Below are 12,832 nucleotides of genomic sequence, written 5' to 3'. Positions count from 1 at the left end.
AATTTAATTATCTAACTCATATTTAAGGGTAATTTCAGCTTTAAGCAGTTTCGACACTGGGCAACCTTCTTTAGCCTTTTTGATGATGCTGTCGAATTTATCTTCTGAAATCCCCGGCAGTTTGATGTGACTGTCTAACGCGATTGCACTGATCGCAAAACCGCCGTCGACTTTATCAAGTGAAACTGTCGCTTTAGTATCAATGCCTTCGGGAGTGAAACCTTCTTCTCCCAGCATTAATGAAAGTGCCATCGAGAAACAGGCTGCGTGTGCAGCGCCAATCAACTCTTCTGGGTTTGAACCGGCTTTCCCCTCAAAACGGGTATTGAAGCCGTAGGGCTGATCTTTCAGAGCACCACTCTCCGTCGTAATGGTCCCTTTACCCTGCTTGATGTCGCCTTCCCAATGAGCCTGTCCATACTTTTTGATAGCCATAATTTCCTCTGCTCTGTTTAACACAGGAATAAGTATAGACGCTGATTCGGATAGTGACAGGGACTCCCCCTCCCGGCGCTTATCTCCGGCACTCGCTTGAGACGGCGTTAGCTCTGTATAAGGGGGGACTAAAAGCATATTAACATTTAAGATTTATCTGACGAAAGTTACTTTACGATTAATAATCATTATCATTTGAAAATTTACACAAGTGTTACTAAATATATCGCTCAAATCACTGTTTGGACGATTGTCTACTGGTCGTTCAGTTTACACTGTAGGCATATTTCGCTGGCTGACGAAGCATCACTGATGGCGTACGCGCAAGATGGCGGCATAATCAGACCAATAGGAAATCAAAAACCATGAGTGAATTTACACCTGCGATGCTGACCATGATTGCGGCTACCTTCTTGCTGGCCGGAACGATTAAAGGCATTACCGGCATGGGGCTGCCGACAGTGGCGATGGGGCTGCTGGGTTCACTTATTTCACCGGCGACGGCGGCAGGACTGCTGCTTTTACCCTCGTTCATCACTAACTTGCTGCAGCTGCGGGGGACAACTGGCCTGACTCGACTCTGCGTTCGACTGTGGCCGATGATGGTAATGATTGTTGCAGGCACTATGCTCGGCAGCCATTGGCTGGCGACGGGCAGTAATCATCACACCACGCTGGCGCTGGGTATGGCTTTAGTGGTTTACGCTGTCTGGACCCTGTTTGCCAAACCACTTTACGTCGGCGCACGGCTAGAAGTGTGGCTGTCGCCGCTGATTGGCCTGACAACCGGCCTGCTTACCGGGGGAACCGGCGTCTTTGTTATCCCCGCGGTACCCTGGCTACAGTCGCTGGGGCTGGAAAAAGACTCGCTAGTGCAGGCGCTGGGCCTCTCTTTTACCGTCTCGACCTTTGCGCTGGCCGCAGGTTTAGGCTGGCATGGTGCGTTGCATACCGAGGCTTTTGGCACATCGGCACTGGCGGTTATCCCAGCCATGCTCGGCATGATCGGTGGACAAAAGCTGCGCCAAAAAATCAGCCCGCAGGCATTCAAGCGCGGTTTTCTTGTTTGCCTGCTGCTGCTTGGCGTTGAAATGATTTGGCGTTCACTGTAAAAAATCTCATCAACCTGGAGAAATGTATGCCCGCCAATCAGACACCCACGGCAGTTTCAGCTACCCACCCAGAGGATCGTTTGGCGGCTACGGCGGCCGCGATGGCGGATAAGTCTCGTGCCCGCATGCTGTGTGCACTCATGGACGGACGTGCCTATACCGCCACCGAACTCAGCGCCGTGGCAGATATTTCGGCCTCCACCGCCAGCGCCCATCTCGCGCGCCTGAGTGAAGAAGGTTTTATCAACTGCCTGTCTCAGGGGCGGCATCGTTACTATCGTTTAGCCGGTCACGACGTTGCCGAGCTATTGGAATTAATGATGGGAATGTCGTGGAGGGCGCAACCGCGTCCGCCGGTGACAACGCCGGTTCACCTGCGGCAGGCGAGAACCTGTTATGACCATCTGGCGGGTGAGATTGCCGTCGCCGTATATCAGTTTATGCAGGCTGAGCTGTGGATCTCCGCCGAGGGTGACGCACTGACTGCGCGGGGTCAACGTCAGCTTGAGGCGCTTGGCCTTGTCTGTTTTCCTGCCCTTTCACGCCGGAAATTCTGCTGTCCCTGCCTGGACTGGAGCGAACGCCGCTATCATCTTGGCGGCCAACTCGGTGCCGCCCTGCTCACCCTGTTTGAAAACAAAGGGTGGGTAACCCGCCACCTAGACGGCCGAGGCCTGGATTTCAGCGACCAAGGCCAAAAAGGGCTGCAAAAGATTTTTGGTATCGCCAGGCATTTATAACGATCGGTCTGTGAGATTTAAAGCGTTTCGGTTATCTTTGCGGCATTACTGTTGTGTTGAAACTCACCAAAATCTAAGGTCCAGAAAATGGAAAAGCTCCCCACAGTCACTATCAAATATTGCTCTCAATGCAACTGGCTGTTGCGCGCCGCGTGGATGGCACAGGAGCTGCTTAACTCTTTCAGCACTGACCTCGGGTCGGTGACGCTGGTTCCCGGCACTGGGGGTATCTATGAAATCACCCTCGATGAGCACCTTCTTTGGGAGCGAAAAAGGGACGGAGGTTTTCCTGATGCCGCACAGATTAAACAAAGAGTGCGTGATATCTGCTTTCCCGAACGTTCTTTAGGCCACGTTGACGGCAAAAAGATTGAGAAATAAGCGCACGCAATCGTTAATCTGTCGAGTTAATTAAGCTGGAACTGTTTATCCGGCAGCAGCTTTTGCGGCAGTTCAGTTTCGTTATTCATCTCACGAAGATTAATTTCGATAGCGTTACACATCGCGTTTAACGGCAGGTCATTTGGCGCGGTGCCAAAGGGGTCTTCCAGCTCTTCTGCCAGAGCATCGAGAGAAATAAAGGTGTAGGAAATAAACACCGAAACCAGAGGTGTCATGTAGTGCAGGTCGGGCACCAGCGCAAAAGGCAGCAGTGTGCAAAACAGATAAACCGTGCGATGCACGATCAGGCTATAGGCAAAGGGGATTGGCGTATTAGAGATACGTTCACACCCCGCCAGCACCGACGACAGCTGATTAACGTTCAGATCGATGCTATGAAAAAGAATATCCGAAATATCCCCTTCCTGACGTCTTTTCCCCAGCCACTGTCCAATTAACAACAAGATTTGGTTACACGGCGAGGCGCTATTGGCGATCGCTTGCGTATCGTACCCCACAAGCAGTCGTGACAAATCCTCTTTCATCGGCGTCTTACGCAACTGATGCTTCAGGCAGTAGCTAAACGCCATCAGCAGCGCGGCAAACTCCTGCGCCAAGTCGGGCCGCTGCACAAGAATGCTTTTTATCTGTCGCAGCAGTGAGCGATTAACAATAAGCAAATTTCCCCACATCATCCGCGCCTCGGTAAAACGGGCATAGCTGACGCTATTGCGAAAGCCGAGGAAAATAGCAATTGCCACGCCGAGCAGGCTAAAAGGCGCCAAGGTGAGTTTAACCCCCAGAGCCTCGTACCACTGAAAACACAGAATAGCGACCACGGACATGGCCAGATTGAGGCTCAGGCGAAATAATATTTCCGACAACACCGAGCCGTGCCAAACAAACAGTCTTCGAAACCAATGTTGGTGGGGTCTGACAATCATAAAAGCGGAATGAATTTTTAAGGGGGTTAAGCTTTTGTTATAGCAGATTCATTTGATGAATATCAATGATGATAATAAGCGTCTTAATCTCTAATCAGGATTTACTCAGTTCTTAGAAAATCTGATTAATGTCGTAGAAGTCTTATTTTAAGGTCAAATGAATAGCTCATGCTTGTACAGAGGGATAAATTATGGGTTACGGCAGTTAACTCAATAAGTTAAGTGGAATTTAATATGTCCTTCAAAGGTAAAGTTTGGCTCGCATTATTCGTTTCAATGGTTTCATTTTGGACCGCCGTGGGTTACGCCGGTTATGCACTACTGACGCTTTAGCATCTAAATATTTACCCTCGAATTACGGTAATATCTCATAAAATAATCTGTCAGAACGCCCTAAAAATGTACTGCTCTCGCTGGCGGCTGTTTTTTGCCCAACAAGCAACTGCAGTATTTGATGCACCGTCAACGTAGCCCCCCTCTTTCTCGTCTCAACTCAGAACGGCACTGTTTTCCGTGATGCACCGCTTTTATGTCCTTATAAAAAAGAAACCTCGACTAGATCACATAAATCCGTATGAAACATTCTCCCAATCCATAAAATTCCATTTAAATTAAAAAGTTAGATTAAATTGTGAAAAATTTAATCTATTTTTTAAATTGTAGCCCCCCTCACATTAATGAAATGAATCATTCACTAATATTCATTTGCGAATATTTATTTCAAAAACAATTTAAATAGAATATCTCATCAACCTGTAAAAAACCTTTCACACATCAGACAGTTAGTTGAATAGGTGAAAAGGGAGGGTAAAAATGGCTACAAATAAGACTCATTACAACCTTGTCTACCTGATGCTCTGTTGCACCGTCGCCGCGTTTGGCGGCCTGTTGATGGGCTATGACAGTTCAATCATTTCAGGGGCGATTGAACCGTTAAGCACCTATTTCCAACTTACGCCGGCAGAAACTGGCTGGGCAGTGTCCTGTATTCAGGTATCAAGCCTGGTAGGTTGCCTGGTGGCACCAAAAATCAGCGATCATTTCGGCAGAAAACGCTCCCTCTGCGTCACGGCAATTATCTTCGCGGTTTCTATTATCGGCACCGCACTGGCACACAATTTTACCGCCTTTATCCTGTTTAGATTGATTGGTGGCTTGGCGATAGGCTTGGCCTGCGTTATTTCGCCTATCTATCTGGCAGAGCTTTCGCCCTCCCGCTACCGTGGCAGAACCACCGCGCTATACTCCATTTGCTGTGTTGGTGGCCAAAGCGTCGTGATGCTGACTAACTTCTTCATCAGTAAATCAATGACATCTGATGTTTTAGTCGATACCGGCTGGCGTTATATTCTTTCATCGGCGCTGGTTCCCTGCGTCGCGTTGTTGGTGTTTATCGCCTTTATCCCTGAGTCTCCGCGCTGGAGCGTATTCCGCGGACGCGATAAAGAGGCCCTCACCACGTTAGGTAAAATCTCCAACCCTGAACATGCAAAAACAGTGTTCAGCGAGATACGAGACTCAATCAAAACCGATATTAACAACAGCGGCAAAACGAAATTCAAACTGAATAAAAAAACTATTCCACTCTTAATCATCGGTATTGGCTTGGCCGTGGGTAATCAGTTAAGTGGTGTAAATGTGATTCAGTATTTTGGTCCTACGCTGATGAAAAACATCACTACCGATAATAACACTGCCATGTTCCTGGCATTTGTTCTGGCATTTGCCCAGTTCCTCGGCGTAGTGGTCGGCATGATGCTGCTGGATAAAATAGGTCGTCGCAACCTGCTGCTGTGGGGCGCGCTGGCGTCAACGGTCTGCCTCGCCTACTCCTTCGCAGCGTTTTATCTGCGCTTCCCGGGCGTGTTTTCCGTACTGGGTCTGTTTACCTTTATGTTCCTGTTTGGCATCACATGGGGTCAGGTTATCTGGACCGTACTGGGCGAAATCTTCCCAATGGAAATTCGCTCCATCTGTGTCGGCATTTCAGTGTGCTCACTTTCCATTGCCAACTTTGCCGTCAGTACCACTTTCCCTATCATGAACAGTAACCCTTATCTGCAGGAAGTGTTCCACGGTGGGTTCCCTCTTCTTCTGTTCTCCGGATTCTCACTGCTGATGTTCGTGTTTACCTACCGCTTCGTCCCTGAAACGGCGAATGTACCTTTGGAAAGAATTGAAGCCATCGCACTGAGAAAATTTTATGGTCGAGATATCGAAGAAGATGTCGAGCCTGTCAACGCTAAATCCTCTGTCATCTAAGCAATGGCATTAAATAAATTTATCCGCTAACGCACTATCTGCTGCAGCGTTTGACCCGATGGCCTGAATTCTGCCTCTCGCAAATTCAGGCCTTTTTTATTTGAGGCCATTTTTTAAGCGGAATTGTGTGGCGCAGATCAAAAATGAAGTAAAAAATCCAAAAAAGGATGTTTCATTTCATTTTCAATGAAAGTGATTAAATTAAAAATAAATACATAAATATCAATTAACTAGCAAACATCTCCTCATGATATAAAAGACTAAAATTAATAATCTGTGAGCATTATCATAAAAACAATGCGTTTAATAATTTCATTTTTATTGAAAATGAAATTATTAAACCTTAGTATGTTTTAAAGGCCATTTAGCTTGGGTTGAGGATAGGAAGATGAATAACATGCAAAAGAAACTGGATGTAATCTGTTTAGGACGCATAGCCGTTGACTTGTACGGACAGCAAATTGGCGCACGTCTGGAAGACGTCGGCACCTTTGCCAAATATCTCGGCGGTTCGTCAGGCAATGTGGCATATGGCACGGCCATTCAGGGGCTACGGTCCAGTATGTTGGCGCGCGTAGGTGATGAGCATATGGGCCGCTTTCTGCGCGAAGAGTTAATTCGCGTAGGCGTAGATACCCAAAGTTTGATTACCGATAAAGAGAGGCTTACCGGTTTGGTGTTGTTAGGGATTAAAGATCAAGACACGTTCCCGCTGATCTTTTACCGCGACAACTGTGCCGATATGGCGCTGACGCCGCAAGACATTAATGAAGACTATATTGCCTCATCGCGTGCGCTGGCGGTGACGGGAACTCATCTATCTCATCCTCAAACCCGTCAGGCAGTATTAAAGGCGCTAGAATATGCCCAAAAACATGGCCTGCGCCGTGCACTGGATATCGACTATCGCCCGGTACTGTGGGGGCTGACCTCGCTGGGCGATGGCGAAACCCGCTTTGTCTCTTCTGAAAAAGTGACCCGCGAAATTCAGGAAGTGTTGCATCATTTCGACCTGATAGTCGGTACTGAAGAAGAATTCCACATTGCCGGTGGCAGCACCGACACCCTTGCTGCACTAAAACACGTTCGTGAACACACCGATGCCACACTGGTGTGCAAACGCGGCGCGTTGGGATGCTCGGTATTCGAACAGCAAATCCCTTCTTCGTGGGAAGAGGTGAAACTGCATTCCGGCGTTCGTGTTGAGGTGCTTAACGTACTGGGCGCGGGCGACGCGTTTATGTCCGGTTTGCTGCGCGGATATCTTAATGACGAAGGCTGGGAGCAGGCGTGTCGCTATGCTAACGCCTGCGGTGCACTGGTGGTTTCACGCCACGGCTGCGCACCTGCCATGCCAACTAAAAAAGAGCTTGATGACTATCTGCTGCGCGACAAGTCGGTCCCCCAGCCGGACAAAGACGCTCGCCTGAATCATCTGCATCGGGTTACCACCCGCAAACAGCAGTGGCCCGAACTGTGCATTTTTGCCTTTGACCATCGCAAGCAGCTGGTGGATATGGCACAGGAAGTTGGTGCTGACGTTGACGAGATCCCGCGTTTAAAAGTGCTGCTGCTAGAAGGTGCACGTCAGGCTGCTCAGGAAGCCGGTCTGCGCAACAACAGCGGTATTTTGGCTGACACGACTTTCGGCCAAAATGCGCTGAATGCCATTACCGGTGAGGGCTGGTGGATTGGCAGACCGATTGAGCAGCCAAGTTCACGCCCGCTGCGCCTGGAACACGGTAACATTGGTTCGCAGTTAATCGACTGGCCGCTGGAGCACGTAGTGAAATGCCTGATGTTCTATCATCCAAAAGACGATGCGGCACTGCGTGAAGAGCAGGAAGCGCTGGCGCTGGAAGTGTATCGGGCGTGCTGCAAATCAGGTCATGAGCTGCTACTGGAAATCATTCTGCCTGCCGAAAATCCGGACCAGAACGAGAAGTATTATGCGCAAACCGTAGCGCGTTTTTATGCACTGGGGATCCAGCCGGACTGGTGGAAACTTCCAGCGCAGACTGTTGCAAGTTGGCAAGTCATTAGCCAGCTTATCGATGAAAACGATCCTGAGTGTCGCGGTATATTGATACTGGGTCTTGATGCCCCGGAGTCCACCTTGAAGGCCGGTTTCGCCGCCGCTGCAGATATTCCATGGGTTAAAGGCTTTGCCGTAGGACGTACTATTTTCGGCGACGCCTCCCGTCAGTGGCTGGCTAACAAATTTGATGACCAACGGCTGATCGATGACGTGAAGCAGCGCTATCTCACGTTGATTAAATACTGGCGCGAGTACCGTCCCGCAAGCCATCGTTAAACGCCCCTCCCCTCCGACCTCTTTAGCCGCAGGGGGGGACTTTCGAGGTTACGCGTCTGTGTTGTTGCACTGGAGCTGCCGAACATATTTTGCAGAAATGAATTATTCGTTCCGTGAAAATGAAACGAAAAAGGGTTTTAATCGATTAAAACACATTCGACTTTTATCACCCTCATTTCTTTTTCATCACACGCCAACATTAAATATTATGTATAAAAATCAATAATTTAATTATTTATTGTTTGAAACTCTGATTTAAATACGCTAAAAATTCCGCCTAAGATCACAGAAATATAAATTCCATTAAATTTAATTTGAAATATTTAGTTCAAAGCAATAGAGTAATTTCTGACAGGCAACCCCTTAGCAGGGTCCAGATAACTCATCACGGTTCTGAGGTAAGGTAGAGAAGATGGAAACAATTGCGAATTTCATAAACGGCCAGCGCTCAACGAGCAGCAGCAAAGAAACACTTCCCGTCACCAATCCGGCAACCGGTCAGGTTATCCGTCAGGTCACACAAAGCACCGAGCAGGAAGTATTGCAGGCGATTGAGCATGCGCACACGGCTTTTCCCACGTGGGCCAAAACCCCGCCACTGCGCCGCGCACGCATTCTTTTCGAGTTTAAAGCCTTAATCGAAAAAAACCGTGAAGAGCTGGCTGAGCTGATTGTTAGCGAGCATGGGAAAGTTTATTCCGATGCACTGGGCGAGCTGACCCGTGGTCTTGAAGTGGTCGAATTTGCCTGCGGTATTCCGCACCTGTTGAAAGGTGAGTATTCCAACACCGTCGGCACCGGCGTAGACAGCTTCTCGGTCATGCAGCCACTGGGCGTGGTGGCGGGCATTACGCCATTCAACTTCCCGGCGATGGTGCCAATGTGGATGTTCCCAGTCGCCCTGGCCTGCGGTAACACCTTTATTCTCAAGCCACCAGCGCCCGCGCCTTCAGCCTCACTGCGCCTGGCTGAACTGCTGAAAGAAGCAGGATTACCGGACGGCGTATTCAACGTTATTCACTGTGGTAACGAAGCCGCCAGCCTGCTGACCCGCGATGAACGTATTCAGGCCGTGAGCTTCGTGGGTTCTTCCGCCGTAGCTCAACATATTTACGCCACTGCCAGCGCCCACGGCAAGCGCGTTCAGGCATTTGGCGCAGCCAAAAACCACGCGATTGTCATGCCAGATGCCGACTTAGATGCCACCGTACAGGCAATTATGGGCGGTGCGTTTGGTTCAGCCGGTGAACGCTGTATGGCGTTGCCGATTGTGGTTGCGGTAGGTGATGACACTGCCGACAAACTGATTGCCAAACTGACGCCGCTGGTCAATGCGCTGCGCATCGGTCCGGGCAACTTGCGCGGTAAAGAAGAAAATGAAATGGGTCCGGTTATCTCGAAAGCCCACCAAACCAAAGTTCTGGGCTATATCGATCAGGGCGTTGCAGAAGGTGCGAAACTGGTTATCGACGGCAGAAATCACAAGGTTGAAGGTCATCCAGAAGGTTTCTACGTGGGCGGCACGCTGTTTGACAACGTCACCACTGACATGAAAATCTACCGCGAAGAGATTTTTGGACCGGTACTGGGCATCGTTCGCGAGAAGGATTTCGAGTCCGCGCTAAACACGGTTAACGGTCACGAATTTGGCAATGGTAGCGCCATTTTCACCACCAATGGCCATTACGCGCGTGAGTTTGTGCAAAACGTTGAAGCCGGTATGGTGGGCGTAAACATTCCTGTACCCGTCCCGGTAGCCTTCCACTCATTTGGCGGCTGGAAACGTTCGGTGTTTGGCGCACTGAACGTTCATGGGCCAGACGGCGTGCGCTTCTATACCCGCATGAAAACTGTCACCACGCGCTGGCCGACCGGGCAGCACACTGTTGCCGAATTTAGCATGCCAACTTTGGGTTAAAATTTTCAACACAAGGAGAGGGACATGACCCGCTTGCTCAGTAAGCACGCACCGTCGCAAGGCGGGCGTATCCAACACATCACACCAGAAAGTGCAGGCTGGAAATATGTTGGTTTTGACGTCTATCAGCTTGAAGAGGGTCAGACACTGACCCTGCCTGCGGATGATAAAGAACGCTGCCTGGTGCTGGTATCAGGAAGGGCAAGCGTGGTGACTCCGGCAGAGACGTTTGCCCATATTGGCGAACGTATGAGCCCTTTTGAACGTATTCCGGCGTGGTCGGTTTATGTGCCACACAGCACCCACGCCGACGTAAAGGCTGAAACCGACCTGGAGCTGGCAGTGTGCAGCGCACCCGGCTTTGGTCATCTGCCCGCTCGCCTTATCGCCCCAAAAGACGTGGGCGTTGAGCGTCGTGGTAAAGGACGTAATAAGCGCCTGGTGCACAATATTTTACCCGACGACCAGCCGGCAGACAGCCTGTTAGTCGTGGAGGTGTACACCGATGAAGGTGCCACCAGCTCTTACCCCAGCCATAAGCACGATACGCCGGTAGAGGGTAAAGAGACTTATCTTGAAGAGACCTATTATCACCGTTTTGATCCGCCTCAGGGCTTTGCACTGCATCGGGTTTATACCGACGATCGCAGCCTTGACGAATGCATGGCCCCCTATGACCGGGACGTGGTGCAGGTTCCCCGCGGTTATCATCCTGTGGCGACTATCGCCGGTTATGACAACTACTATCTAAACGTGATGGCGGGGCCGGAGCGCAAGTGGCAGTTTACCTGGGAGAAAGATCACGCCTGGGTAAACTCAGATAAATATCCGAGAAATAAGGACTAATCAGTTGATTTTTCACCTTACTTCAAACTTTTAAGCAGCCCCAGGGCTGCTTTTTTTACAATTTTGGATTAGGAAAACTACTATGTCTGCTCTTAACTCCTCCCCTTTTCAACTGGCTGTATGTGCCGAAATGGTTTTCCTCGACCTGCCCTTTGTTGAGCGGGTAAAACGTATTCATGAGGCAGGATTTTCAGTCGAAATATGGGACTGGACGCAAAAAGATATCGATGCACTGGCGTCGACCGGGGCGCGCTTTACCTCCATGACCGGTTATATCGACGGCAACCTGCTCGACGACGATCAAATTGGACGCCTGCTGGAAAGCGCCGAGACCTCAATTGAGGTGGCTAAACGCCTTGACTGCCCGAGTCTTAATTTGCACGGCACCGGGCTGGACGGCCAGGGGTTGCCGGTTAATCCCCAAAATGAAGTCACCGGGGCGATGTGGATTAAAGCCTACAAAACGCTGTGTGAGATTGCGAAATTAGGCGAGCGTCATCAGAAGGTGTTCCTGCTAGAAAACCTCAACACCCAGGTTGACCACCCAGGCACGCCTTTTGCCCGAGTCCAGGATACGTTAACGCTGATTTCGGCGGTGAACAGCCCTTGGCTGAAGATGAATCTCGACCTCTATCATGCACAGATTGGCGAAGGTAATTTGATTGAGCTGATTCGTCAGTCTGCACCGTACATTGGTGAAGTTCAGGTGGCAGACGTGCCAGGCCGTCAGGAACCTGGCACCGGTGAAATCAATTATCCGGCCATCGCTAATGCCCTGTACGCGACCGGTTATCGCGGCGTGGTTGGCATGGAGGCGTGGGCATCGGGGGATTCCAATAAAGCGATTGAGCGCTTTTTAAGGGCGTTTTCAGTGGGGGGATGAAGGAACGGCAACGCGCCACTCACGGAGATCGCTGGAAAGATCTACACACGTGAGCATCGATACGTGTAAACGAGGATACAGCGCGGGAGCTCAGAGGGCGCGCGCTTACGCGCCTTCTGTAATTAGAATCTAAAAATCAACCCGCGTGATTCAACGCCAAAGACACCGCCAAGGTTTGCGCCAAACACATCGACGCAACCTGTGAACGAAAACCGTCAAGCTGGGCTTCACGTACCACAAAACATACGTCGCTGAATGCCGCCAGCGGGCTAACCTGGCTGTCAGTTATGGCTATTTGACGCGCTCCACGGCGGGCGCCGAGCTGAACCAACTCCATCGCTTCGCTAGCGTAGGGAGAATAGCTGATGGCGATCACCACGTCTTTTGTGCTCACCATGCTTAGCTGCTCAGAAAACATGCCACCCAACCCATCAATCAGAAAGGCGCGGCGCTCAAGATGGCGCAGGGCGTAGGTCAGATAACTGGCCACGCTAAAAGAGCGGCGCAAACCGATGATATAAATGTTGTCCGCCTGCGACAGCATCTTAATTGCCTCGTTGAGCTGCTCGGCGCTTATTTGCGTCGGCAACTGCTGCAGCGCCTGGGCGTTGACCATCGAGAACATATTCAGAACTTCATCAGGTTTTTCAGGCACGGCATCACCGTCATCCGCGCTAGATTGACGATATAAACGTGCCCTTTCGGTGTAGCTGACGGTCTCTTCCATCAGATGCTGACGGAATACCTGTTTCATTTCATTGAAGCCGCTAAAGCCAAACGCACTGGCAAAACGTATCAACGTGGAAGGAGGTACGTCGGCTCGTTGAGCAATAGACGCCACCGTATCAAACGCTACGCTATTGCTATTATCAAGAATATACCGTGCCACCTGCTTAAGACGCTTGCTCAGACTGTCGTAACGGTTACGAATGTCTTCCTGTAAAATAGACAATTGAGTTGAGTGCTTCGACACAGGAAATCGCCCTTTATAAACATT

General features: G+C 50.1%; 11 protein-coding genes. 8 read left to right on the top strand and 3 right to left on the bottom strand.

The genetic code is table 11. From position 1 onward, the window contains the following. Nucleotides 1–3: 3 nt before the first annotated feature. Nucleotides 4–435, bottom strand: a complete 432-nt coding sequence (locus GA565_RS06305; protein WP_152197778.1) for an OsmC family protein — start codon at nt 433–435, stop codon at nt 4–6. A gap of 365 nt (nt 436–800) precedes the next feature. Here GA565_RS06305 and GA565_RS06300 point away from each other — a divergent pair, with 365 nt between their 5' ends. The 3 genes from GA565_RS06300 (at nt 801) to GA565_RS06290 (ending at nt 2,668) form a co-directional block, all read left to right on the top strand. Beyond that, nucleotides 801–1,547, top strand: a complete 747-nt coding sequence (locus GA565_RS06300) for a sulfite exporter TauE/SafE family protein (protein ID WP_152197777.1) — start codon at nt 801–803, stop codon at nt 1,545–1,547. Nucleotides 1,548–1,573: 26 nt separating this feature from the next. Further along, on the top strand, nt 1,574–2,287 hold the full coding sequence (locus GA565_RS06295) for a helix-turn-helix transcriptional regulator (RefSeq protein WP_152197776.1): 714 nt from the start codon (nt 1,574–1,576) through the stop codon (nt 2,285–2,287). Nucleotides 2,288–2,374: 87 nt separating this feature from the next. After that, entirely contained in the window at nt 2,375–2,668 is a 294-nt protein-coding gene (locus GA565_RS06290) for a SelT/SelW/SelH family protein (protein WP_152197775.1), read from the top strand. Between the two features lie 26 nt (nt 2,669–2,694). On the opposite strand, the gene GA565_RS06285 is transcribed toward GA565_RS06290, so the two are convergent. Next, the gene (locus tag GA565_RS06285; RefSeq protein WP_152197774.1) at nt 2,695–3,612 is read right to left on the bottom strand and encodes a bestrophin family protein; all 918 of its coding nucleotides are present in this window, start codon (nt 3,610–3,612) and stop codon (nt 2,695–2,697) included. 813 nt (nt 3,613–4,425) lie between these two features. On the opposite strand from GA565_RS06285, the gene GA565_RS06280 reads away from it, so the two are divergent. The 5 genes from GA565_RS06280 (at nt 4,426) to GA565_RS06260 (ending at nt 11,835) form a co-directional block, all read left to right on the top strand. Beyond that, complete coding sequence (locus tag GA565_RS06280) at nt 4,426–5,874, top strand: sugar porter family MFS transporter (RefSeq protein ID WP_152197773.1); 1,449 nt, start codon at nt 4,426–4,428, stop codon at nt 5,872–5,874. Between the two features lie 388 nt (nt 5,875–6,262). Continuing rightward, nucleotides 6,263–8,188 carry a 5-dehydro-2-deoxygluconokinase gene (gene iolC, locus GA565_RS06275; protein ID WP_152197772.1) on the top strand — a complete coding sequence of 642 codons (1,926 nt, stop codon included), beginning with the start codon at nt 6,263–6,265 and terminating at the stop codon, nt 8,186–8,188. Between the two features lie 412 nt (nt 8,189–8,600). Beyond that, on the top strand, nt 8,601–10,106 hold the full coding sequence (locus tag GA565_RS06270) for a CoA-acylating methylmalonate-semialdehyde dehydrogenase (RefSeq protein WP_152197771.1): 1,506 nt from the start codon (nt 8,601–8,603) through the stop codon (nt 10,104–10,106). Nucleotides 10,107–10,130: 24 nt separating this feature from the next. Continuing rightward, nucleotides 10,131–10,952, top strand: coding sequence for a 5-deoxy-glucuronate isomerase (gene iolB, locus GA565_RS06265; RefSeq protein WP_152197770.1), 822 nt, complete (start codon nt 10,131–10,133; stop codon nt 10,950–10,952). Between the two features lie 82 nt (nt 10,953–11,034). Next, a complete protein-coding gene (locus GA565_RS06260; RefSeq protein WP_152197769.1) occupies nt 11,035–11,835 on the top strand; it encodes a TIM barrel protein in 801 nt (266 codons plus the stop codon). A 136-nt stretch (nt 11,836–11,971) separates the two neighbouring features. On the opposite strand, the gene GA565_RS06255 is transcribed toward GA565_RS06260, so the two are convergent. After that, nucleotides 11,972–12,808, bottom strand: coding sequence for a MurR/RpiR family transcriptional regulator (locus GA565_RS06255; protein ID WP_152197768.1), 837 nt, complete (start codon nt 12,806–12,808; stop codon nt 11,972–11,974). Nucleotides 12,809–12,832: the final 24 nt, after the last annotated feature.

This window comes from Rouxiella sp. S1S-2, from assembly GCF_009208105.1.
Lineage (GTDB): Bacteria > Pseudomonadota > Gammaproteobacteria > Enterobacterales > Enterobacteriaceae > Rouxiella.
The sequence above is the reverse complement of the archived record's forward strand: the minus strand, read 5'-3'. Positions and strand labels throughout refer to the sequence as shown.

What these genes read in the sequence shown, in the direction of transcription:
- GA565_RS06280 (WP_152197773.1), top strand. Translation starts at nt 4,426, where the DNA reads ATGGCTACAAATAAGACTCATTACAACCTTGTCTACCTGATGCTCTGT.
- GA565_RS06305 (WP_152197778.1), bottom strand. Translation starts at nt 435, where the DNA reads ATGGCTATCAAAAAGTATGGACAGGCTCATTGGGAAGGCGACATCAAG.
- GA565_RS06270 (WP_152197771.1), top strand. Translation starts at nt 8,601, where the DNA reads ATGGAAACAATTGCGAATTTCATAAACGGCCAGCGCTCAACGAGCAGC.
- GA565_RS06290 (WP_152197775.1), top strand. Translation starts at nt 2,375, where the DNA reads ATGGAAAAGCTCCCCACAGTCACTATCAAATATTGCTCTCAATGCAAC.
- GA565_RS06300 (WP_152197777.1), top strand. Translation starts at nt 801, where the DNA reads ATGAGTGAATTTACACCTGCGATGCTGACCATGATTGCGGCTACCTTC.
- iolB (WP_152197770.1), top strand. Translation starts at nt 10,131, where the DNA reads ATGACCCGCTTGCTCAGTAAGCACGCACCGTCGCAAGGCGGGCGTATC.
- GA565_RS06285 (WP_152197774.1), bottom strand. Translation starts at nt 3,612, where the DNA reads ATGATTGTCAGACCCCACCAACATTGGTTTCGAAGACTGTTTGTTTGG.
- GA565_RS06295 (WP_152197776.1), top strand. Translation starts at nt 1,574, where the DNA reads ATGCCCGCCAATCAGACACCCACGGCAGTTTCAGCTACCCACCCAGAG.
- GA565_RS06260 (WP_152197769.1), top strand. Translation starts at nt 11,035, where the DNA reads ATGTCTGCTCTTAACTCCTCCCCTTTTCAACTGGCTGTATGTGCCGAA.
- iolC (WP_152197772.1), top strand. Translation starts at nt 6,263, where the DNA reads ATGAATAACATGCAAAAGAAACTGGATGTAATCTGTTTAGGACGCATA.